Here is a 23,316-nt window from a genome sequence, read left to right as displayed (position 1 = left end):
CAGACGAACGCGTATGAAGATTGAAAAGTGTATTTTAGTTATTGGAGTTGGCTCCGAATCGTCCGCAATTCTTCCGAGAGTGATTGAAAACGACTCCGATCGCGTGCATCAAGTGCTTCATCAATCAAACGAATCAATCGCTCTTCCTCTTGCCGATTGACCGTCGCCGCGATGAAATTCATCGCTTCGTCCGCTAATCGTGGTTCAACAGTGACCTCCGGACGAAACGGGTTCTCTTCAAGTAGGGACAAGTATTCATCATCCATCATCATCCCTTGAAAATTTAACTCGATATAAATCGGTTCGTCCGTCAATCGGATGTCGTGATATGCCTTTTCCGGGTCAGTCGTTTTAACCTCACCTTTTTTAAAGAGAAACGGTTCAGCGTCAAACCCGTATGTCGTCATGATGATTGCTTTTGGCGCGAACATCGCATTTTGAACAAAATGAACTTGATCCAGTTTCGCATCATTACGAAGCCAATAATCAAGGATCCATTTGGATTCCCGACGCTTCAACGTGTAATAGGTCAAGATGCGGCGCAAGAAACGCTGTTTTCTCTCTGTCATCTCAATCCTACTCCCTTCTCCAATCGAATCAACTATCCATCCGTTCGACATAATCGACGAGATCAGCATCTTCTGGAGCGAACATCGCTGCCCGACGCAACAATGCTTGTCCCTCTTCACGTCGTCCTTCTTCAACCAATGCGAAACCATATTCTTTCAAGAAGAGGGCATCATCCGCGAATGCAGATTCAACTTGAGCATACTGCTTCATTGCATTCGTATAATCTTCCAGCGCATAGAGTGATCGAGCACGGTACCACGTCAAGATTGGTGCCGTGACGTGTTCTTCGATTGCTGAAATCGTTTCAATCGTCGCCTCATGGTCCTCATCTTCAGCGAGGAGCGCAAGTAAACGTTCCGCAGCGAGCAAGGATTCCGGGTTAAGGGCAAGGGCTTCACGTAAGGCGTTGACACTCCCTTGGCGGTCTCCTAACTTCAAGAGGAATAAAGCTTCCATCGTCCGGAGCTCATCATTATAATCGTCTCGCTCCATCCCTTGCTTAATGACATTCAACGCTTCCTTCGTCAAGCCGAGTTCTGCTTGACTCTCGGCGTAAGGCACGTAAGCCGACGTATAATCTGGATCTTGGGCAATCAGTTGTTGGAACGTTTCGACCGCTTTTTGGTGTAGTCCGACGCGGTGGGCGGTCATCGCAAGTCCAAACAGCGTATGCAAGTCAGACCGTTCCGCGACTGCACGTTCATATAAGGGAATCGCTTCTTCGAATTCACCGATCATTGCGAGCGACTCGGCGTACAGGGCATCCAGTGGCAATTCTTCTCTTAATGCCGGAACAGCTGCAATTTCAGCGAACAATGGGACCGCTTGATCAAATGCTCCAAGTGTCATATAGAGTTCAGCCAGTCCGTAAGCGAGCAACGGTTCATCCGGCGCAAGTGACCGTGCCTCTTTTAATTTCGCGAGCGCTACTTCGTCGAGTCCTTGTGATTGATAAAGGTCCGCTAACAACACTAATGTCCGAGGTCCATTTTCGCTATCCGTCTTATCGACTTGTTCAAGGACGGTGATTGCTTCTTCTTCTCTATCAAGATCGATATAACATTCGGCAAGCAATAAAGCGACGCCAGCATTCCCCGCATAATCGACGTAAAGAGGCGATAAGATATCGACTGCCCGGTCCGAGAGTCCGAGTTCGATGTAAAGATCTGCGACAGCTAAGCGATCCTCATCGGTCCCTGTCTTTTCAAGTTGTTCGAGTGAAGCTAACGCTTCCGACGTATGGCCGTGTTCTAGCCCTTCGACGATTTCTTTTAATACCTGTTCGTTCAAGGCAAACGCCTCACTTTCTAAATTCAATTCGGAACTTATCCGTTCCCGTTATCTTGCAATTTCTTTAAATCATCATAGAACGTTGGGTAGCTGACTTCAACTACTTCATTCCCGTTCACTTGAATTTCTTCGTTCAATGTCTTAGCAATCGTCAACATCATCGCCAAACGGTGATCACCGGCACTGTCGACCTCCGCCCCTTTTAATGACGTCGGGCCTTCAATTGTCATCCCGTCTGCCGTCGCTTCAATCGACGCTCCGAGTCGTCGTAGTGACGCGACGACCGTCTCGATCCGGTCCGTTTCTTTGACGCGTAACTCCGCTGCATCCCGGATAATCGTCTTTCCTTCCGCTTGCGTCGCGAGTAAAGCGAGGAGCGGAATCTCGTCGATCAATGAAGGGATTTGTTCTCCTTCAATCGTCATCGCCTGCAGGGTAGTCGATTCTACCGTCACATCCGCGACTTCCTCCCCTGCCACTTCCTGCCGGTTCGAAATTTTGACGCTCGCACCCATTTGTCGTAATACTTGTAAAAATCCGATCCGGGTCGGGTTCATGAGTACGCGTTCCGTCGTGATGACACTGTCCTCGCCAATCGCCGCCGCCGTCCACCAAAATGCAGCCGAGGACGGATCGCCCGGTATATCGACCGTCGTCGCCGTAAGTTGAACAGGACCTTCGACACGAATATGCCGTCCGTCTTCAAAGTCATCGATCGTCACATCGACGCCGAATTGCGGCAACATCCGTTCCGTATGATCGCGTGATAAGATCGGCTCAATCACCGTTGTCTCACCTGTCGCAAATAACCCCGCTAGTAAGACCGCACTTTTCACCTGAGCACTTGCGACCGGTAAGGTATACGTCGTTCCGACGAGCGGTTGCCCCTGAATCCGTAACGGAGCGTAGTTCCCTTCGATTTTCGCACCAAGCTGACTGAGTGGAATCGTCACCCGATCCATCGGCCGTTTTTTTAACGAATCATCGCCTGTCAATTCATACGCCGCCTCGCTACCAGCTAAAATACCGCTTAGTAGTCGAATCGTCGTTCCGGAATTCCCACAATCGATTTTTGCTTCGTTTAATGCAGTCGTCCCTGTAATCTGAATCGTTTTTTCAGAACGCTCGATTTTCGCACCAAGTGCCTCAACCGCCTTCAGTGAAGCGAGACAATCCGCTCCTTCGAGTGCATTCGAAATCGTCGTCGTCCCGTTTGCAATCCCACCAAATAAAAAAGCACGGTGTGTCATTGATTTATCGCCGGGTACTCTTACCTTTCCCTTTAATCCCATTTCAAGCACCTCACAGTCATGTCATAGGCGGACAGCAATCGTCCCACCGGAATTTCCTCTAAGTTAAATTTCCCGTTTTCTGCTAAGACGAATCGAATCGACTGATTATTTTTTTTATCCCGTTTCATATAGTCGAAATAGACCTCGAACGATTGCCTTTTTGGTAGTTCGACACCTAAACGCGTCAACAATTGAGCCAGTTGATTTCCTTCTTCGACTTGTCCCTCTAACATTTTGGCAAAGACTAAACCGATTCCGACTGCCTCACCATGCGCGAGACGCTCACTCGCATACTCGACGGCATGACCAAATGTATGCCCATAATTTAAAAAGGCACGGATGCCTTGTTCTTGTTCATCTTGTTCGACGATTCGTTGTTTGACGGAAATCCCTTTCGCAATCCAGGATTCGAGTGGCAACTCTTTCATATCGGACAGTTTTAAATCCATCAGTTGATCAGCAAACGGTTCCGCTGCCAATAGACCATGTTTCAACAATTCAAAAAAACCGCTTCTCCACTCGCGGTCCGGTAATGTTTTCAGAAAAGATACATCGTAGAGAACGGCACTCGGTTGATAGAACGCCCCGACGAGGTTTTTACCGAGCGATAGATTTAGCCCGACTTTCCCGCCGACGCTCGAGTCATGCGCGAGTAACGTCGTCGGAATTTGGATGAACGGAATGCCCCGTAGAATCGTTGCTGCTACGAAACCGGCGAGATCTCCAATCATTCCACCACCAAATGCCAGGATGACCGTACGACGGGTCACCCCTCGTTCAATGCCTTCTTGAAGCAAGTCTGCATACGTTTCGAGCGATTTACTGCTCTCACCTGGTACGACAGTACTCGTCATCCAGTTTGTTTTCGGAAAAAGAGTCGTGACGTGTTTGATCAATGTCTCTAAATGAAGGGAACTGACCGTTTGATCGGTGATAATCCAAAAGCGATCTGCTACCTGTGCTTCTTCGACTTCCGCCAGGTGTCGCAACGCACCCGGCTCGATGTGAACCGGATACGGGCGACTCGCTTTGATGCAAAGATGCGTCAAAACAGACGCACCTCCTCCTTGTAATCAGCTATCGTTTGTTTTAATCGATCCATCGTTGAACTCCCGAACATTTCGAGAATCGCGGCTGCGACTTCGAATGCGACGACAGCTTCGAGAACGACAGCTGCTGCGGGCACAGCACAAGCATCACTGCGTTCAATTTGGGCCGTGAACGGCTCTTTCGTCTCAATATCGACCGATTGCAGGGGTTGATACAATGTCGGAATCGGCTTCATCGCAACTTGAACCCGAATCGGCATTCCTGTCGACATCCCACCTTCAATTCCGCCTAGGTGATTGGTTCTGCGGGAGTAACCTGCTTCACTATGAATGATTTCATCTTGGACCGTACTACCGGGACGACGCGCCAAATCAAAACCATCACCAAATCCAACCGCTTTCATCGCATTGACACTGATGACAGCTTGGGCGATCCGACTGTCTAACTTCATGTCATTTTGCGTAAATGATCCAATCCCCGGAACAAGTCCCGTGACGACGACTTCGACTTCACCACCAAGTGTGTCGCCGTCTTTTTTAGCTTGATCGATCGCACGCATCATCTGTTCAGTCGCTGCTTCATCTGCACAACGGACTGGAGAAGCTTCAATCAACTCACGCCGCGTCGTCGGATCAACGGCTTCAGCATCAACGCCACCGATTGATCGTACATGGGAAAACAAATCGACATCGAGCTGTGCCAACAATTGTTTCGCGATTGCCCCAACTGCAACTCGGGCCGCCGTTTCTCGAGCAGAGGAACGTTCGAGGACATCACGGAGATCACGATGACCGTACTTCAAGCCACCTACAAGATCCGCATGTCCTGGGCGTGGGCGTGTCAATGTCCGCGGACGTTCAAGCGCTTCCTCGAGCGGTTCCGCCTGCATGACTTGTTTCCAGTGCGTATGGTCTTTGTTTTCAATAAACAGACTGATTGGCGCCCCCGTCGTGTAACCGTGACGAATTCCACCCCGAACATCAATCGCATCCTGTTCGATTTGCATCCGCCGTCCACGTCCATAACCGCCTTGACGTCGTGTCATTTCAGATTGAATTTTTTCGAAATCGATTGTTAGTCCGGAAGGAACACCATCGATGATGACGGAAAGTCCTTTTCCGTGTGATTCTCCAGCTGTCATGTAGCGCATACGCTTCATCCCTTCACGTCGTTAAATTTTTTCATAAAAGAAGCTTTGCTTCATTTTTAGACCAAATCGTTCCGGTTGAAAGATTTGTTCCGTTCCGCCGACGAATAAAATGCCGCCCGGTTTTAACGCATCCACAAAAGAGCGATAGACGTGCGCTTTTGCTTCTTCTGTAAAGTAAATAAGTACGTTACGACAGATGATTAAATCAAATCCACTGTCATAGCGATCTCCTAACAAATTATGTTTACTGAAACGGACGAGCCGTTTAATTTCTGGAGCGACCTCATATTGTTGATCCTGTTCGATGAAATATCGTTTTTTCCTTGATTCGACGACTTCGTTTAAGGCTGAAATGCCGTATCGACCTTGCTTCGCCTTTTCAAGAACGATCTCATCTAAATCGGTCGCTTGAATCGTGAATTGGGCAGGGTCCATCATCTCATTAAGAATCATCGCGAGCGAATAGGGCTCTTCCCCCGTTGAACAAGCCGCGCTCCATGTCCGAATCCGACCATGCGCACGTGCTTGCAGCACCGGAAGAATATCTTGTTCGAGCTGTTGCCAGCGAATCGGATTTCTGAAGAATTCACTAACATTGATCGTCATCCGGTCCAAGAACTCTTCATATAAGGTCTCGCTTTTTTCCATTGCCTGCATATACGAGGCGAAGGTATCATGTCCTTTTTTATCGCGCAAAGCCGTCAAACGTCGTTTCATTTGTGCTTCTTTATATTGTCCTAAATCAATTCCTGACTTTTTTAAGAAACGTTGGATGAAAAGCTCGTAATCGTCCATAGTACACCTCACTGGTCCTCTCTATCATCGGTCATACACGTTTTATGACCCTATCTTATTCTCTATAGTAGCATAAAGCCATTTCCTTTCCAAAATACAAAAACAGACGATTGAGCAATTGCTCAATCGTCTGTTTGCCGTTCGTTTCATTATGCGTTTACCGGTTGCCCTTGAAACCAAAGTCCAAGTTCACGCTCCGCACTCTCGACGCTGTCTGAACCATGGATGACGTTCTCGCTCATCGTGTTCGCGAAATCTCCCCGAATCGTCCCAGGTAGTGCTTCTGTCGGTTTTGTTTTTCCAATCATCAAACGTGAAACAGATACGACATCCGTTCCTTCGACACGAAGTGCGACGACAGGACCAGACGTTAAGAAAGTGACCAACTCTCCAAAGAATGGCTTCTCTGCGTGCTCTGCATAATGTGCTTTCGCCAATTCTTCAGACGCTTGCATCATTTTCATTTCACGTACAACAAATCCTTTTCGTTCGATCCGGCCGATGATTTCCCCAATCAATCCGCGTTCGACACCATCAGGTTTTACCATTAAAAATGTTTGTTCCATTTTTGAGTCCCCCTATGAAATGCTTTTAGAAAAGCGCTTACATAGTAAGTTTACTCGTAAACGGATCGAGCGGCAAGAAATTTTTGACAGTTTTTTATCCTTTTCGCTTTCCAACGTAACGTGCGACTTCTTCAAGTGAACGCTTTGCAGAAGACTTCGGTAAATGCTCTAAACGACGAATCGCTCGCTTAATGTAAAGATCGACGGTCTGTTGTGTCCGTTCAAGTGCGTCAGACGCTTGCAGACGGTCAAGAAGTGGCGCGACTTCTTCGTGGGAGGGCATCTCCTGAATTTTGACGAGTTCCTTGAAAAAAGCTGGATTTTCTGAGGCGTAGAAAACTGGCAACGTCTTATGCCCATGTCGTAAATCTTCTGCGACCGGTTTACCAAGCTCGACCCGGTTCGCCGTGAAATCCAGTAAATCATCCGCAATTTGAAAAGCAAGACCGATGTCACGCCCAAATTGCCGCAATGCTTTCGTATCCGCTTCCGAGCAGTTCGCGACGATGGCTCCTAGATGACAACTTGCCTCAATCAAGATCGCCGTTTTCCGCTCGATTCGTTTAATATATCGTTTAATCGATTGATTCCAATCGTATTGATCATAAATTTGTTCGATTTCACCCTCACAAATTTCGCGCATCGCATGGACCATGACTTGGACGAGTTCCGGTTTCCCGATTTCTCCAATCAATTTGACTGCCTCACCAAACAAATAGTTACCCGAGTATAATGCAACTTCTTCATCAAAACGTTGCATGACGGTCGGCTTTCCACGTCTCAGTTCGGCATCATCGATGACATCATCATGCACGAGTGATGCCATGTGGACCAGTTCAAGACTTGCCGCGACACGGACAAGTTCATCCCGGTCTGCTTGACCAAACTTCGAAGCGAGCAAAACAAAAGCCGGACGAATCCGTTTCCCCCCCGCTTTCAAGAGTTGTTGCCCTGCAGCATCAATCGTCGGTTCTTCGGACGCAATATGATTTGTTAAGAATCGGTCGACTAAATTCACTTCTTTCGTTACATCTCGATAAATTGAATGCAGTGACATCTCACCACTTCTTCCCGAGGTGCATTGCAGCCGCCCCACCTGCAAACGCCTTTACTTCGACCTGCATGAAGCCAGCCTGCTCAAATAATTGCTTTAATTCAACACGATCGAGGAACACTTCCGTCGATTCTTGAAGCCAGTTATATTGATCAAACGATTTTGCAAACAAACGACCGACTTGTGGCATGATTTTACCAAAGTATAACGAGTAGGCCTCACGGAAAATTGGTGCCGTCGGTTGACTCGTCTCAAGACATACGACTGTTCCACCTGGTTTTAAGACACGATGCATCTCTTTGATGACTTGGAGATAGTCCGGAACATTCCGTAGTCCAAACCCAATTGTCACGTAGTCAAAGGAATGATCACCAAAAGGTAAATCCATCGCATTGCCATGAATCAATTCGACGTTTTTCATCCCTAACGCCTCGACTTTATCGACTCCGACTTTAAGCATGTTTTCAGAGAAATCGAGTCCTTTGATGACACCGGTCGGACCAGCCGCTTTCGCGAGTTGAATTGTCCAGTCAGCCGTTCCGCAACATAAATCAAGACATTTTGCCCCCGGAAATACATCCATCCGGCGCATTGTTTCTTTTCGCCATAATTTGTGCAAGCGGAAACTGATGATGGAATTCATCTGATCATAATTTGTCGAAATTGATTGAAACACTTCATAAACTTTCTTTTCTTTTTCTTGTGTCTGCACGCAGTTCACCCTTTCAAGAATATTACGCTACTGCCATTTGTTCTAAATGTGATAATAGTAGTTGTTGCGCTTCATGATCGAGCAACTCGGCCTGTTTCCGAATGATGCGTTGCCCTTCTCGTGTTAACCAATCTTGACCGCTGATTGCCGCCAAACCTTGAACGAGTCCAAATTCCGCCGTCAGCCAGAGTAAGACGTAATCTTCTGTCGACGTATAATTTCGCTCATGGATCGAACATTTTGCTTCATTCACACGCTGTACAGTCCGTCCTAACGTCACGAGTGCCGTTTGGGGAAGCGACGCTAACTCTTCAAAAAAGTAAGTCGAAAAAAGATCTCCCGCCAATACGAGCAATTGTCTTTCTTTTGATCCTCGTTTCGTTTCACCTACTCGTTCATGTAAGACAAGTGCAACCTTCGCAAAATGTACGCCCTTTACGAGCGCCTGCCAATCCAATGTCTCGTTTTGAGCGACATCAATCAACCAACTGATCTGTTCACGATCGATGGAAGGGAAATCCACATGTCGAGCTAGTTGAGTCGTCTGTTTGTTGTTGAGCGCAGTAATGATTTCTGTCATGAATAGCTCTCGTTGGTCCATGCTTTTACCCCCCGATCTCCAGTGCCATCTCGTTGATGGATGTTCTTCTTTTTTAATATACCATAATCATCGCTTTTTCACGCCTTTGAATACCCACAAAAAAAGCCGTTCGAGGAATTCCTCGAACGACTATGTAGCCAAATTACTTGACTGCATCTTTCAATGCTTTACCCGGTTTGAAGGCAGGCACTTTGCTTGCTGGGATTTCGATATCTTCTTTCGTACGTGGGTTGCGACCTTTACGAGCGGCACGTTCACGGACTTCGAAGTTACCAAAACCAATCAATTGGACTTTTTCTCCAGATTGGAGTGTCTCAGTGATTGATTCGAATGTTGATTCAACAACTTTAGTCACGTCTTTTTTTGTAAGACCTGATTTTTCGACAACCGCTTGAATGAGTTCAGTTTTGTTCATTACTTTCACCCCCTCCCAATCGCTTCTTCGAGGCTAATCATACCTTATAAACGTTGCTATTACAACATTTTCGTCATAATCCCTCTCAATTTTCTGATTCTTCGATCGATTCCTCAGAAAACGTAGGTTCGCCTTTTTCGTTAATTGTATAGCTTTGAGAGTATGCCGGGACAAAAGGTTGATCATCATACAGTAAATGACGAATATCTTGACCGACTTTTGGTTTTTTCTTCGCAGTTTCAACGGCTTTCTTCAATTCAGGAAGATAGTTGACATACAACTGCCCTTGACCGTCGACATAGATGTCCAGTTCCGTATCGGAATAAGGACTCGGAATCTTCGGTTCTTCCTTAATGAACAACTTTTTATAGTCGAGTGTGAATTGATTTTTACCAATCGAACCTTTAAATGGATATTTTTCATTTTTCTTTCGGTACGTATCGATGCGCACCTGTAGCTTTTGGAGTTCTTCTGCAACGAGTAAATCCATCAGCTTTACAGTCGGTTTCTCTTCCACATCGACTAACAAGTAAATGAACGTTCCACCACCTTCGAAACTATTCGGTGGAGGATCACTCATATAACGAGGAATTAAGCGTCCGAGTTCAATTTGATACCGCTCCATCAAAGGCGTATCTGCGTCTCTTGTTTTGATTGGTAAGACACCGGTATCTTTTTGATACGCGTCGACAGCATCTTGAACCGTTGCGATTTGTTGCGGATAGGGTATCCGGTTCGAAGGTTTTTGACTATCCGGGAAGAGACATCCCGATAACAACATGACAGGCACCAACATGAAAAGAACGACTAGCTTCTTCATGCGCTCGGACCTGCCATGACGATGAACACCATAATAATGGAAGCTACAATAAAACATAGGAAGGCAAGGGTCGAGAGCAGGAACTGCCAAACCCCTGTCAATTTCGTTCGACTGATCGTGACGAATAGGACGCTAATCGCAAATAACCCGATCCCGCCAAACGAAATCCACATTTTTAATAATCCAGGACTCAAGGTTTCCACCCCACTCCGTTAATCTTTCGTCGTAAACAGATGTTCAATTTCATTTTTTTGCGGGCGTTGCATCAACTTCCGTACTTCTTCTTCCGGTGTGTGACCATCGAAAAGGACATGGTAGAGTGCCGTCGTGATTGGAAGCTCGCACTGTTTCGTTTCTGCCAAATCGTAAGCAGCTTGAGTCGCGCGAACTCCCTCAACGACCATCCCCATGTTTTCTAATACGGTTTCGAGTTTTTCACCACGCCCGATGGCATTCCCGGCTCGCCAGTTCCGACTATGGACTGATGTACAGGTCACAATCAAATCACCCATCCCCGTCAAACCGGTGAACGTCATCGGCTTAGCACCAAGCAATGTACCGAGACGCGCGATTTCTACCATTCCACGCGTAATCAATGCTGCTTTCGCATTATCTCCATACCCTAAACCGTCCGTCATTCCTGCAGCTAAGGCAATGATGTTCTTCAAGGCGCCACCAAGTTCCGCTCCGATGATATCCGCGTTCAAGTACACCCGGAAGTTTTCATTCATGAAGAGTTCTTGGACACGACCGGCCTCTTCTAAATCTTCAGAAGCAATCGTCACCGTCGTCGGTTTACGTAATGCAACCTCTTCTGCGTGTGACGGTCCTGTCAAAACACAGACCGCCGAACGTTTTGCGGGATCGATTTCTTCTTCAATCAACTGAGACAATCGTAAGTGCGTCTTCGGTTCAATCCCTTTCGACGCATGAATGAGGACGACGGGTTCTGTTAATCGTTCATTTAACTGGCGTGCGACGCCACGAATCGCTGACGAAGGCGTCACAATCAAAATATGCGAAGCACCTGCTACAGCATCATCTAAATTCGTCGTCGCCCGTAAAGAAGAAGGCAATGCCACACCAGGCAGAAATTGTGTATTCTCATGATTTTCATTAATGGCATCAACATTTTTTTGATCACGGCCATAAAGAATGACGTCATGACCATTATCTGCTAAAACGAGTGAAAGCGCAGTTCCCCAGCTTCCAGCTCCAATGACTGCAATTTTTTTCATCATGATTTTCACCCTGCCTTATTGTTTTTGACGTGCCAAAATCCGAATCGGTGTTCCAGTAAAATCAAATGCTTCCCGGATTCGGTTATCGAGATACCGTTTGTATGAGAAATGCAAGAGCTCTGGATCGTTGACGAACAAGACGAATGTAGGCGGACGCGATGCCACTTGTGTCGCATAGTTAATCCGTAGACGAACACCCTTATCCGTCGGCGCTGGATTCATCGCGACTGCGTCGACGATAACATCGTTCAAGACGCTTGTCTGAATGCGTTGGGCATGACTTTTCGCCGCTTGATTGATGACAGGGAGCAATGTTTGAAGACGACGTTTCGTCTTCGCAGAGACGAAAACGATTGGCGCATAGTCGAGGAAGCGGAATTCTTCACGAATTTCTTCTTCCATTTTCTTCATCGTTTTATCATCTTTTTCGACCGCGTCCCATTTATTGACGACGATGACAATCGCACGTCCGGCTTCGTGGGCATATCCGGCGACTTTTTTATCTTGTTCGATGATACCTTCTTCACCGTCGAGGACGACACAAACGACGTCAGCTCGCTCAATGGCTTTTTGGGCACGCATGACACTAAAGCGTTCTGTCGATTCGTAGACTTTCCCACGTTTACGCATACCTGCTGTGTCGATGATGACGTATTCTTGATCGTCACGTGTAAACGGTGTATCGATTGCATCACGGGTTGTACCAGCGACACTTGAGACGATGACACGTTCTTCACCGAGAATCGAGTTCGTCATACTCGACTTCCCGACGTTTGGACGACCAACTAAGGCAAACTTAATTGTATTTTCGTCGTATTCGATGTCTTCTTTGTTTGGAGCTAGTTCGAGGACACGATCAAGCATGTCTCCGAGTCCTAGACCATGCGTTCCGGAAATCGGATATAAATCGCCGAATCCTAATGAGTAAAATTCATACATTAAATCACGCATTTCAAAGTTATCGACTTTATTGACCGCGATAACAACTGGTTTATTTGAACGGAACAACATGCCGGCGACTTCTTCATCGGCAGCCGTAATCCCTTCGCGTCCATTGACCATGAAAATAATGACGTCCGCTTCATCGATTGCAAGCTCCGCCTGATGACGCATCATTTGAAGTAAGGGCTCATCCCCGACTTCGATTCCACCTGTATCAATCAAATGAAAATGACGATTGAGCCATTCTCCAGTTCCGTATATACGGTCGCGGGTAACACCTGGCTTGTCTTCTACGATCGAAACCCGATCTCCAATCACCCGGTTAAAAATCGTCGACTTTCCGATATTTGGGCGACCTACGATCGCCACTACTGGAATTGCCATCCCAACACCTTCTTTCTCTTCTCTCGCTTCATAGCCGTTCTATTGTATCAAATCAAGCGCGCTTATACCACATCTAACCGAAACATAAAAAAAGCAGACACGAATCGTGTCCACTTTTTGTCAAAATTTATTCTTTTGCATCCGAGTCTTTATCAGCGAGGTCCGCTACCGAAAACCCTTCATTTTGATCCGTATATTGAGAGTAGTCATCTTCATCCGTCTCTTCTTGTTCTAAGACACGCGTCGAAAGGGAAATCTTGTGTTCATCTAAGTGAACCTCAAGAACTTTCGCTTCGATTTCTTGTCCCTCTTCAAGCACTTCCGACGGCGAACTAATATGGCGATTAGCGATTTGAGAGATATGGAGGAGACCTTCGACTTGCGGTGCAAGTTCGACGAATGCTCCGAATTGAACGAGACGACGGACACGTCCTTTGACGATGTCACCCGCTTCGATTTTCCCTTCCATCTGTTGCCATGGACCTGGTTGCGTCTCTTTAATTGATAGCTTGACCTTTTCTGTATCGCGGTCGACACCAAGTACTTTCACTTCGACTTGTTGCCCTTCCGTTACGATATCAGACGGTCGTTCGACACGATGATGCGCCATTTCAGAAATGTGGACGAGTCCGTCAACACCACCGATATCGACAAATGCACCAAAATCCGTTAAGCGTTGGACAGTTCCTTCAAGGACTTGACCCACTTCCAAGTTTTCAAGCGTCTCTTTTTTCTTCGCATTAAGCTCGCCTTCGACGACCGCTTTATGTGAAAGAATGACACGATTTTTTTCTTGGTCGAGCTCAACGACCTTGACTTCGATCGACCGGCCGATGTAGTCAGAAAAATCTTCTACATAGTGACGTTCGACAAGTGAAGCTGGAATGAACCCACGTACGCCGATGTCGACGACGAGACCCCCTTTGACGATGTCTTTGACGACAACTTCAAAAATTTCAGCCGATTCATATTTCGCTTCGACTTCTTCCCATGCTTTCAAGGCATCAATCTCACGTTTTGAGACGACGACTTCTTCGTCTGTAATCTTCTTCACCTTTACTTGTAATTCATCACCGACTTTTAGCACACCTCGTATGTCATCCAAATGGAGACTTGAGACTTCGCTAATCGGCAGGATTGCTTCTGTCTTATATCCGATATCAATGAGTGCTTGCTTGTCTTCAATCTTCACGACCATCCCAGTAACTACCTGGTCCCGATGAATTTCAAAATCAGGCATATCTTTCATTTCTTCGACCATTCCAACACAACCTCCTCACGATGAGTACAAGAAACGTAATAAAATACGTTTATCCTTCTTTTAACTTCTTACAATTCTGACTATTTGTCAAGGTTTTACACATGATTGTAGTAGACCGATTTGATTTCTTCGAGAATTCGTTCTGAAATCGCTTTCGCGGCACCGCGTTGATCGCGTAAATCTTCAATATCGACTGGTTTGCCGATTACGACCCGCATCGGCTTAAACGGGCGATAGTTGCCGATGATCGCGACAGGAACGATTTGCGCCGGAGATCGGAGTGCAAAAAAACCGACACCTGGTTGCGCTGCCGTGAACTCACCTGGAGCAGACCGTGTTCCTTCTGGAAAAATTCCGACGGTTTCGTCCGTTTTCAATAATTCAATCGTTCGTTTTAAAGCTTGACGATCGCCCTGTCCGCGTCCGACGGGATACGTCCCCGCTGCCGTCATCAATTGTTTCAATCCAGGGACTTTAAACAGTTCCTCTTTTGCCATATAACGAACCGAGCGACTCGTCGGAATCGCGCTAACTAGAAAGACGGGATCCCAGTTCGAGCTATGATTCGCACATAAAAGAACGGATCCATCCTTCGGAAGATTTTCTCTCCCTGTCACGCGAAGACGAAATACAGTTTTGGCGATGACGAGCACGACGAATCGCGCTAGTCGATAAACGGAGTCCGTTCGACTCATTTTAATACCCCTTCCGCAAGCTCTGTCAGACGAAGGACGACTTGATCGATCGACATGACGGTTGTATCGAGATAAATGGCATCGTCCGCTTGTCTGAGCGGAGACACTTCCCGTTCACTATCACGTTTATCACGCAACGCGATTTCTGCTTGAAGTGCTTCTAAGTCACTGTCCATCCCCCGAGACACGTTTTCACGATGCCGGCGACTCGCACGTTCTTCGACTGTTGCTGTCATGAAGACTTTCAGTTCAGCATCTGGTAAGACGACTGTACCGATGTCACGCCCATCCATAACAATACCGCCCGATTCTGCTAAGCGGCGCTGCATCTCGACGAGTGCCGAACGTACTTGAGCATGTTTTGCGACGAAAGAGACATTGTTCGTCACTTCGCTCGACCGAATCGATTCTGTTACTTCGCGCTCGCCAATAAAGACACGTTGCCCGTTTTCACCTGGTGTTAAACGAATATCAAGTGATGTCATTAACTCACCTAACCGTTGCCCATCCTCGAGGTCGATTCCTTGCTCAAGTGCTGCGAGCGTTACGGCCCGATACATCGCCCCTGTGTCGATGTAGACGTAGTCAAGATGTGCTGCTAATTGTTTAGCAATTGTACTTTTTCCGGCACCAGCTGGTCCGTCAAGTGCGATTTGAATTTTAGTCATGTTTTTCGTTCCTTCCGTTTGAACCATTTTTAAGCGGTTCATAGTATCGACCGTTATCATAGCAAAAAAATAGACTTAGGTGAATGAATTCGTGCCACTCCGCGAATTTTTCATTTGCGCCTGATAACAGTGCCGTAAGACGAGCTCACGACTTCGATCATGAATTTGTGTAAATTGAAAGGCGAGTTCGTAACGTTCTTCGCGTCGATCGACGCGAACTAACTCACCTAAAACGTCAAGTGTATGGGTTCCTCCATGTTCGGCCGGTAGTAAAAACGTCAATTCAACCTCGTCTTTTAGTTCAATCGGTAAATGATTCGCTAAGATCAATATTCCACCTGCTGATAAATCAAGCGAGACCGTCGTGAACGGTTCGAATTTAGTTTTATGCGGATGAAGTGCGACGTCCAAAAGTAACGGCACACGTACGAACTGACGACGTTGAACACGCTCAATCTGTTGGTCGGTCGGGCGTCTGATTGCATATCGTTGTCCACGAAGCGGATCATTTTGTCGTTCGACGATTTCCGATTCAAAGCCATACAACCGTCCCTTTTCTTTAAAAAAGTAAACGTGAATCGATTCATCTTCCGATAAAATAAATGTTTTTAGCGTGTCCGCCTCACTCGGCGCTTCCATCCAGATTAAACGGTTCGTCACAGCCGTGACCTTCGTCCGACCTTGTCGATCTTCACTGTTGCGTACCATTATCAAATCACCTGTTTGCATCATGTCACTCTCTCCCAATCCATTCTATTCAATTACTATTTTTTTTGTATCGATGATTCAAGCGATTCGCACTCTTAACTTGGTAAAGGCCGACTCCCCATAAAATCACCATAAAAATAATGGGCAGCAAGGAAATACCACCATTTTCCAATATTAACAAATTAAACATACTGTGCGCAATCATCGGAACAATTAAGGACAGACTTAGCCAACGATTCGGGTAAATTGAAAATTTTGCACGCCCCATAAAGAAGCCCATTAGAACAGCAAAGAGTGCATGACCCGATACAGGAAGCAACGCTCTGAATATCATGTGTTCAACCGTCCCATTGACCATTAAATATAAAATATTCTCAAGCGTCGCAAAACCGAGCGAACAGGCGACTGCGTAAATGATGCCATCATAATAATCATTGAAACGTTGATGGATATATACGGTATAAAAAACGATAAACCATTTCGCAAATTCTTCCGTAATTGCCGTTCGAAACAGACGAATCGATTCATCTCCCCCAAATTCAGTCTGAACGACGTAGTCGATGAACATCAATGGAAACACAAGTAAAATGCCAAAAATGAAACTCCGTAAAATATAACCGACGGGTTCAGCTTCATGTTCATGGCGGAGATAAAAATAAGTAAGTAGTGCAATTCCCGGGGCAATTCCTGAGAAAACGATCGATAACACGTTTTTGCCCCCTTCCTATTCCTTAAGGATAAAGGTTTCTCCTGGAAAAGAAAACCGAGTCCATTGTATATCCGAAAAAAAAAGGTACAATTATGGATGAAAATGAATAGTCAGCTTTTAGTGTCTGACTATCGAACGAATAGACAGGAGGCTCTTTATGAAAAAATTACTATTAGTCCATACCGGAGGCACGATCGCGATGGCACAAAATCATTCCGGTCACGTTCTGCCGAATGACATCAACCCACTGGATGCTTCATTGCCACGTGCGACCGACATCGCGGACATCACGACACGCCACTTCGCGAACCTTCCTTCACCACACATCACACCGGACATCATGCTCCGTCTCGCACACTTCATCAAAGAAGAACTGCAGGCAGGGTATGATGGCGTCGTCATCACGCACGGAACGGATACGTTAGAAGAAACGGCGTATTTCTTACAGTTGACGATTGGTGCTCCAATTCCAATCGTCTTGACAGGTGCGATGCGTTCATCAAATGAAGTCGGTTCTGACGGTGAGTTTAATTTGATTACGGCATTGCGTGTAGCCGTCAGTGATGCAGCTAGAGGAAAAGGGGTTCTCGTTGTCTTTAACGGAGAAATCCACTCTGCTTTTAACGTCACGAAAACGCATACTTCTTCTGTCGATACTTTTAAATCGGTTCATTTCGGTAACTTAGGGATGGTCACGAAAGATCATGTCTATTTATTCAATACACCTGTCTTAAAACCAACGCACATGGTGACGAAACTAACAAAGCGTGTCTCCGTCCTAAAAGTTTACGCCGGGATGGACCCCGACCTTTTAATTGCTGTCGGTGAACTTGGTTATGATGGTCTAGTCCTCGAAGTACTCGGGCAAGGAAATGTGCCACCAAGTCTGATGGATGCGATTCGTCAGCTGACTGAACAAATGCCAATCGTCATCGTCAGTCGTTGCTTTAACGGCATCGTCCAAGATGTCTACGGATATGCAGGCGGAGGACAACAATTAAAAGAACTTGGTCTGATTTTCTCGAATGGTCTGAACTCACAAAAAGCTCGCTTGAAATTGATGATTGAGCTCGAAATCGAGGCTACACACCCTGAACTTGAGACTTCATTTCAAGTCGAATGATCTGTCACTAAAAATAACCGCTTCCCGGGGAGGGAAACGGTTATTTTTTTAGCGATCGAAAAGAGCGCTTATCGTGTCGTTTCACGAACAAGTCGATCCGCAAGACTCGTTGCAATCAATTCTCCATGAAAACGACCGTTTTCGATAAATATTTTGTTGGCGTCATATCCTGCAGCGACGACACCCGCAATATAAATGCCGGGAACGTTTGACTCCATCGTTTCCTCATTGAAATCCGGAATTCCCGTTTCTCCATCAATCATGATACCGGCATCCGCGAACAAACCAACGTCCGGTGTGTAACCTGTCATCGCAAAAACAAAATCTGCTTTAATTGAGGTCGCTTCTCCTTGTTCTTTATAATGGACGTGCGTCGGTGTGATGGAATCGATCGTTGCGTTAAACACCATTTTGACCTTCTCGGCCCGTACGAGCGCTTCGAAGTTCGGGAGGACCCATGGCTTGATTGACGGACTGTACGCTTCACCACGGTATAACAGCGTGACATGTGCACCTGCCTTCTCAAGTTCAATTGCGGCATCGACACTCGAATTTTTTCCACCAATGACGACAACGTCTTGTCCGAAGAAAGGATGACCTTCTTTAAAATAATGAGAAACGTGCGGTAATTCCTCACCTGGTACGTCCATTTTATTTGGCAATCCGTAATAGCCTGTCGCTAAGACGAGTGCCCGTGCCTGACGCGTCACCGTCTCCTCCATTCGCGACGATACGACTTCGAACCCTTCACCATCCGCACGTTTACTGATTCGTTCCACCGTCTCAAACGGACGAATCGTGATTTCTTTCCGTTTAACGACTTCACGGTAATAGACGAGTGCATCTTGGCGTTTCGGCTTAAGTTCCTTGTTGATAAACGGAACACCACCGATTTCTAATTTTTCGCTACTCGAAAAAAATGTTTGATGCGTCGGATATTGATAAATCGCTTCGACGATATTTCCTTTTTCGATGACTTCGACAGCTAATCCACGATCTTGCATCTCGATCGCTGCCGATAACCCACACGGTCCTGCACCAATGATGAGACAATCCAGCATAATCTTTTCTCCTCTTCCACGTGCTTTTTTTTTATCTTAGCAAACATGAGCAAACGAAGAAAGAATTTAAGTTACATGAAAAAAGTTCACTCCTGTAAGAAGTGAACTTTTTCAAAATTAAACCCATCCACGGAAGCGTGAGGCTTCCGCCATTTTACGAACGCCTACCATGTAGGCAGCGAGGCGCATATCAACATTTCGTGTATGCGATGTTTGATACACTTGATTAAACGAGTTCACGAGTACTTTTTCAAGCTTTTCATGCACTTCTTCTTCCGTCCAGTAGTACCCTTGGTTGTTTTGAACCCATTCAAAGTAGGACACCGTTACGCCACCACTTGAAGCCAAGACATCGGGAACAATCAAGATTTCACGATCCGCGAGAATTTTCGTCGCTTCATTCGTCGTCGGACCGTTGGCTGCTTCGACGACGATTCGCGCTTTAATGTCATGCGCATTATCTTCCGTGATTTGATTTTCAATCGCTGCCGGAACAAGAATGTCACACTCTAATTCGAGCAGTTCTTTATTTGAAATTGTATTTTTGAAAAGCGTCGTCACCGTCCCGAACGAATCGCGACGATCAAGTAAATACGGGATATCCAGTCCGTTCGGATCATGGAGAGCGCCATATGCATCACTGATCGCAATGACTTTCGCCCCCAAATCATGCATGAACTTCGATAAGAAGCTCCCTGCATTACCAAACCCTTGAACGACGACGCGGGCTCCTTCTAATGTAATCCCTTTCTTCGCAGCAGCTTCCCGAATCATGATGGCGACCCCTTTAGCTGTCGCAGTCTCACGCCCGTGGGAACCACCGAGTACTAACGGCTTTCCTGTAATGAAGCCCGGTGAATTGAATTCATCAATCCGGCTGTACTCATCCATCATCCAGGCCATGATTTGTGAGTTCGTGAAGACATCAGGTGCTGGAATATCTTTTGTCGGACCAACGATTTGACTGATTGCACGGACATAGCCACGACTCAGACGCTCGATTTCCCGGAAACTCATCTCTCGTGGATCGCAAATGATTCCACCTTTACCACCACCGTATGGTAAATCGACGATTCCTGCCTTCAAGCTCATCCAGACTGATAACGCTTTGACTTCGACTTCCGTTACGTTCGGGTGGAAACGGATTCCACCTTTCGTCGGACCGACAGCATCATTGTGTTGCGCCCGGTAGCCGGTAAAGATTTTTGTTGACCCATCGTCCATCCGAACTGGAATCCGAACCGTCAACATCCGCAACGGTTCTTTTAACAATTCATACATTTCGTCCGGGTAACCCAACTTCTCAAGTGCCTCTTTTACGATTTCCTGTGTTGCTTCAAGTACGTTTTTCCGATGATTCGCATGTTGTTGGTCAGTGATCATTCCAACGTTCCTCCCCATAAGTGGCATCCCCTATGCCGTTTCCTTGTTCGGATAAAGTATACCTTGTTCCGACGTGTAATGAAAGGGATTCCTACTATATTTGTAAGCGCTTTCTATCATCTACTCTTTTTTGTTTACTTTATGTTGTTCGAAGTCGCTTGATGACGTGTAATCGCTAGATTGATAAACGATTCGACTAGCTCTGGATAATCAATCCCGATTGCCCGTGCCCCGTCCGGGAATAGACTTGTCGCTGTCATACCAGGTAGCGTATTGGTTTCTAAAATAACGGGATGACCGATTTCAGGCACCAGGAAATCAGAACGGGAATAGCCCGAACATCCGAGGACTTGATGGGCGAGGACTGCCCACTCTTGTAATTTTTGTGTCGTCACCTCATCAAAATCAGCAGGACAGATATGCTCTGATCCACCGACTGCATATTTTGATTCATAATCATAAAATTCATTTTTAGGAATGATTTCGATGACGGGCAACGCTTTTTCAGCACCTTTTTGGCCGAGCACCGGTACGGTTACTTCTCGCCCTTTAATGAATTGTTCAATCAAAACCGCATCGTCTGCCTGAAAAGCGAGTTCGATTCCGCTTCGTAACATCGCGTCGTCCATCGCAATCGTCAATCCATTTGACGATCCTTCTTGAGCCGGTTTGACGACACAAGGGAATTCACCGCCCCACTGCCGGACCTTATCTGCGATGTCGTCACCGCGTTCAATCAAGACATCACGCGCAATCCGAATGCCAGCCTTCTCAAAGTGCAACTTCGACCGTGCTTTATCCATCGCTAAAGCGGAAGCCAACACACCTGATCCAGTATACGGAATATCCGCTAACTCTAGTAATGCTTGAACACGACCATCTTCTCCATATTTTCCATGAAGAGCAATGACGGCGACTTCAACATCCAGATTGAAAATTTCTTCAGCACGTTCCGGATGGAAATCGATGGCAACGACTTCGTGCCCTTTTCCCTCCAATGCTTGAATCACGGACTTCCCGCTACTTAACGAAACCTCACGTTCTCCAGAAATCCCACCATATAATACTGCCACTCTCATACTCTTCACTCCTTCATCTTACGTTCACTGTTTATCATACCATCACTCTTTCAACGAAAAAATACAAAATGGTGTTAACTGATGATTCCTCATGAAAAAGACCACTTTCCGTCAGAAACCGGTCAGTGGTCTTAAAAAGAATCGTCGTATGTGCCGATTCGTTAAAAATCATCATTTACACAGAAAATGTTCCGGCAATCATTTTGATTGCATCTGAACGCTGAAGTGTTTTTCCGTATTCCGCCATCGCGAGCGGACTTTTCGCACTTGGTACGCCATATTCAGACAGTACGGTCGTAATCGTCCGTTCAAGCGCCTCTGCCATCCGTTCCTCGAAATACAAGTAATACCGCCCTTCGAAGTAGTACAGCCTACCACCCGTTTCCGTCATCAGAACGTGGCGAAGCAATCCGTGGCTCGCTTGAATGACGTCCTCGAATTCTTCGAGTTGATACAGGACATGGTGTACGATATCGACGGTCATCCGAATTTCTACTTGATCAAATTCATCAAACGTTTCTTCTGGTAATTCACCTTCTCGTCGTACATCGACCAACATCCCGTCATTCGGAAAGAATGTCACAAAAAATTCAAGTGTCCCGACCGCATGAAATCCAAAATTTGATTCTGCTTCTTCTAACAGGTTACGTAATAGGTCCTGTCCTTTTCCAACTGCCAGTGTTTCTGGTCGAACGTCGTGAACGGATAGTTCCTGCTTCGTAATAAACACACGTAAATGCCCTTGTTTAAATGTCTCAAATCTCATCTAAGACTCCTCCAGTCAATGCCGGAGAAAAACAACTTCTCCGTTCAATATGAATCACACTATACACCAGTTGTCGGAGTGAGTCGACTTAACCAACTTTTCCAGGAGGAATCGTCCGTCCCGAGGAGGTGATCCGCGTATTTTTCAGGGAGCTGTTCGACGGCATAACCACCTAGACCAATCTCGACGTTCGGTACAGCCTGTCGTAGTTCGGCAAGCGCTTCATCTAAAAGACTGAGGTGGTCAGAAATCGTACACGAAAGGACGACAGCACGTGGTACTAATTGTTTCGTCACCGTCACAAGATCTGACACGGGAATTCCTGCCCCAAGAAAAATCACATCGAAGCCGGATTGGCGTAAGTATAGCGTAAAAAATAACAATCCCAATTCATGTTCTTCTTCTGGCGCACATACACATAAAATGCGCGGTAAAAAAGGATTGATCGGCATTTGCAACGACAATGTTGAAAGGCGGGCCCGTAAAAAGGCTGTCGCAAAATGTTCATGCGCAATCGTAATTTCACCATTTTCCCACTTTGAGCCGATTTCGTGCAGCAACGGTCCAACGATATCTTGAATCACCTTATCGAAACTAAACATTGAGAATGCCTTATTCATGATGTCATGGGCATGTCGTTCCTCAAATGTCGTTAATGCCTCAAACAGCTGTTCACGTAGTTCAACACCATAATCAAGTGGAAGCTCCGTGCGACTGACAGGCATTTCGTACAGTTGAATCGCTTTCGAAACAGATAGTCCTTCTTTTTGTTTATCTACAATCCAGCGGAGCTTCGCGACATCGCTATCACTATAGATGCGATGCCCAGATTCACTCCGGTCCGGATCAAGCACTTGATATCGCCTTTCCCAAGCACGAATGGTCGTTGGGTTGAGCCCTACTAATGCAGCGACTGCTTTGATATTATATTTCCCACGATCCATGCACCGTGCCTCCTTCCTTCTCCTTTTCAGTATACCC

The 23,316-nt window shown here is 46.3% G+C and carries 26 protein-coding genes; 1 reads left to right on the top strand and 25 read right to left on the bottom strand.

Annotated features, from left to right (window positions below; genetic code table 11):
• Nucleotides 1-38: 38 nt before the first annotated feature.
• The 20 genes from KNP98_RS06010 to prsW form a co-directional block, all read right to left on the bottom strand.
• A complete protein-coding gene (locus tag KNP98_RS06010; protein WP_029330637.1) occupies nt 39-569 on the bottom strand; it encodes a ReoY family proteolytic degradation factor in 531 nt (176 codons plus the stop codon).
• Between the two features lie 28 nt (nt 570-597).
• Nucleotides 598-1,860, bottom strand: a complete 1,263-nt coding sequence (locus KNP98_RS06005; protein WP_029330640.1) for a tetratricopeptide repeat protein — start codon at nt 1,858-1,860, stop codon at nt 598-600.
• A gap of 35 nt (nt 1,861-1,895) precedes the next feature.
• A complete protein-coding gene (gene aroA, locus KNP98_RS06000) occupies nt 1,896-3,152 on the bottom strand; it encodes a 3-phosphoshikimate 1-carboxyvinyltransferase (RefSeq protein WP_088837319.1) in 1,257 nt (418 codons plus the stop codon).
• On the bottom strand, nt 3,143-4,201 hold the full coding sequence (aroB, locus tag KNP98_RS05995) for a 3-dehydroquinate synthase (protein ID WP_088837320.1): 1,059 nt from the start codon (nt 4,199-4,201) through the stop codon (nt 3,143-3,145). Before aroB ends, aroA begins: the two co-directional genes overlap by 10 nt.
• Entirely contained in the window at nt 4,198-5,352 is a 1,155-nt protein-coding gene (gene aroC, locus KNP98_RS05990) for a chorismate synthase (protein WP_088837321.1), read from the bottom strand. Before aroC ends, aroB begins: the two co-directional genes overlap by 4 nt.
• 21 nt (nt 5,353-5,373) lie before the next feature.
• Nucleotides 5,374-6,147: a CheR family methyltransferase gene (locus KNP98_RS05985; protein ID WP_214765107.1), complete on the bottom strand. Its 774-nt coding sequence runs from the start codon at nt 6,145-6,147 to the stop codon at nt 5,374-5,376.
• A 149-nt stretch (nt 6,148-6,296) separates the two neighbouring features.
• A complete protein-coding gene (gene ndk / locus KNP98_RS05980) occupies nt 6,297-6,713 on the bottom strand; it encodes a nucleoside-diphosphate kinase (protein WP_088837323.1) in 417 nt (138 codons plus the stop codon).
• Between the two features lie 94 nt (nt 6,714-6,807).
• Nucleotides 6,808-7,770, bottom strand: coding sequence for a polyprenyl synthetase family protein (locus KNP98_RS05975; RefSeq protein ID WP_088837324.1), 963 nt, complete (start codon nt 7,768-7,770; stop codon nt 6,808-6,810).
• A gap of 1 nt (nt 7,771) precedes the next feature.
• The gene (locus KNP98_RS05970) at nt 7,772-8,479 is read right to left on the bottom strand and encodes a demethylmenaquinone methyltransferase (RefSeq protein WP_029330660.1); all 708 of its coding nucleotides are present in this window, start codon (nt 8,477-8,479) and stop codon (nt 7,772-7,774) included.
• Nucleotides 8,480-8,501: 22 nt separating this feature from the next.
• Nucleotides 8,502-9,080, bottom strand: coding sequence for a heptaprenyl diphosphate synthase component 1 (locus KNP98_RS05965; RefSeq protein ID WP_029330662.1), 579 nt, complete (start codon nt 9,078-9,080; stop codon nt 8,502-8,504).
• A 142-nt stretch (nt 9,081-9,222) separates the two neighbouring features.
• Nucleotides 9,223-9,495: an HU family DNA-binding protein gene (locus KNP98_RS05960; RefSeq protein ID WP_012370671.1), complete on the bottom strand. Its 273-nt coding sequence runs from the start codon at nt 9,493-9,495 to the stop codon at nt 9,223-9,225.
• A gap of 85 nt (nt 9,496-9,580) precedes the next feature.
• On the bottom strand, nt 9,581-10,315 hold the full coding sequence (locus tag KNP98_RS05955; RefSeq protein WP_029330664.1) for a hypothetical protein: 735 nt from the start codon (nt 10,313-10,315) through the stop codon (nt 9,581-9,583).
• Nucleotides 10,312-10,509, bottom strand: a complete 198-nt coding sequence (locus KNP98_RS05950; protein ID WP_029330666.1) for a DUF2768 domain-containing protein — start codon at nt 10,507-10,509, stop codon at nt 10,312-10,314. The genes KNP98_RS05955 and KNP98_RS05950 overlap by 4 nt, the downstream gene beginning before the upstream one ends.
• A gap of 18 nt (nt 10,510-10,527) precedes the next feature.
• Nucleotides 10,528-11,553, bottom strand: coding sequence for an NAD(P)H-dependent glycerol-3-phosphate dehydrogenase (locus KNP98_RS05945; RefSeq protein WP_201302334.1), 1,026 nt, complete (start codon nt 11,551-11,553; stop codon nt 10,528-10,530).
• 18 nt (nt 11,554-11,571) lie between these two features.
• Nucleotides 11,572-12,882, bottom strand: coding sequence for a ribosome biogenesis GTPase Der (der, locus tag KNP98_RS05940; RefSeq protein WP_029330675.1), 1,311 nt, complete (start codon nt 12,880-12,882; stop codon nt 11,572-11,574).
• 127 nt (nt 12,883-13,009) lie between these two features.
• Nucleotides 13,010-14,143, bottom strand: a complete 1,134-nt coding sequence (gene rpsA, locus KNP98_RS05935) for a 30S ribosomal protein S1 (RefSeq protein ID WP_029330677.1) — start codon at nt 14,141-14,143, stop codon at nt 13,010-13,012.
• A gap of 95 nt (nt 14,144-14,238) precedes the next feature.
• Nucleotides 14,239-14,838 carry a lysophospholipid acyltransferase family protein gene (locus KNP98_RS05930; RefSeq protein ID WP_088837326.1) on the bottom strand — a complete coding sequence of 200 codons (600 nt, stop codon included), beginning with the start codon at nt 14,836-14,838 and terminating at the stop codon, nt 14,239-14,241.
• Nucleotides 14,835-15,506 carry a (d)CMP kinase gene (cmk, locus tag KNP98_RS05925; RefSeq protein ID WP_214765110.1) on the bottom strand — a complete coding sequence of 224 codons (672 nt, stop codon included), beginning with the start codon at nt 15,504-15,506 and terminating at the stop codon, nt 14,835-14,837. The genes KNP98_RS05930 and cmk overlap by 4 nt, the downstream gene beginning before the upstream one ends.
• A gap of 75 nt (nt 15,507-15,581) precedes the next feature.
• Nucleotides 15,582-16,238 (bottom strand): flagellar brake protein, encoded by a 657-nt coding sequence (locus tag KNP98_RS05920; protein WP_088837327.1) that lies wholly within the window; start codon nt 16,236-16,238, stop codon nt 15,582-15,584.
• Nucleotides 16,239-16,263: 25 nt separating this feature from the next.
• A complete protein-coding gene (gene prsW, locus KNP98_RS05915; protein WP_088837328.1) occupies nt 16,264-16,923 on the bottom strand; it encodes a glutamic-type intramembrane protease PrsW in 660 nt (219 codons plus the stop codon).
• Nucleotides 16,924-17,080: 157 nt separating this feature from the next.
• On the opposite strand from prsW, the gene KNP98_RS05910 reads away from it, so the two are divergent.
• A complete protein-coding gene (locus KNP98_RS05910) occupies nt 17,081-18,046 on the top strand; it encodes an asparaginase (RefSeq protein WP_214810855.1) in 966 nt (321 codons plus the stop codon).
• A gap of 68 nt (nt 18,047-18,114) precedes the next feature.
• Here the strand turns inward: KNP98_RS05910 and KNP98_RS05905 are convergent, their stop codons facing one another.
• From KNP98_RS05905 to KNP98_RS05885, 5 genes are all read right to left on the bottom strand, one after another.
• The gene (locus KNP98_RS05905) at nt 18,115-19,107 is read right to left on the bottom strand and encodes a YpdA family putative bacillithiol disulfide reductase (RefSeq protein ID WP_088837330.1); all 993 of its coding nucleotides are present in this window, start codon (nt 19,105-19,107) and stop codon (nt 18,115-18,117) included.
• A 117-nt stretch (nt 19,108-19,224) separates the two neighbouring features.
• The gene (locus KNP98_RS05900; protein WP_029330690.1) at nt 19,225-20,490 is read right to left on the bottom strand and encodes a Glu/Leu/Phe/Val family dehydrogenase; all 1,266 of its coding nucleotides are present in this window, start codon (nt 20,488-20,490) and stop codon (nt 19,225-19,227) included.
• Nucleotides 20,491-20,624: 134 nt separating this feature from the next.
• Nucleotides 20,625-21,569: a D-alanine--D-alanine ligase gene (locus KNP98_RS05895; RefSeq protein ID WP_029330692.1), complete on the bottom strand. Its 945-nt coding sequence runs from the start codon at nt 21,567-21,569 to the stop codon at nt 20,625-20,627.
• 175 nt (nt 21,570-21,744) lie between these two features.
• Nucleotides 21,745-22,335, bottom strand: coding sequence for an adaptor protein MecA (locus KNP98_RS05890; protein WP_088837331.1), 591 nt, complete (start codon nt 22,333-22,335; stop codon nt 21,745-21,747).
• Nucleotides 22,336-22,394: 59 nt separating this feature from the next.
• Nucleotides 22,395-23,279, bottom strand: a complete 885-nt coding sequence (locus KNP98_RS05885; RefSeq protein ID WP_088837332.1) for a MerR family transcriptional regulator — start codon at nt 23,277-23,279, stop codon at nt 22,395-22,397.
• Nucleotides 23,280-23,316: the final 37 nt, after the last annotated feature.

Source organism: Exiguobacterium sp. s127, from assembly GCF_018618695.1.
In the GTDB taxonomy this organism is placed as follows: domain Bacteria; phylum Bacillota; class Bacilli; order Exiguobacteriales; family Exiguobacteriaceae; genus Exiguobacterium_A; species Exiguobacterium_A oxidotolerans.
This window is presented reverse-complemented; position numbering and strand designations above follow the sequence as displayed.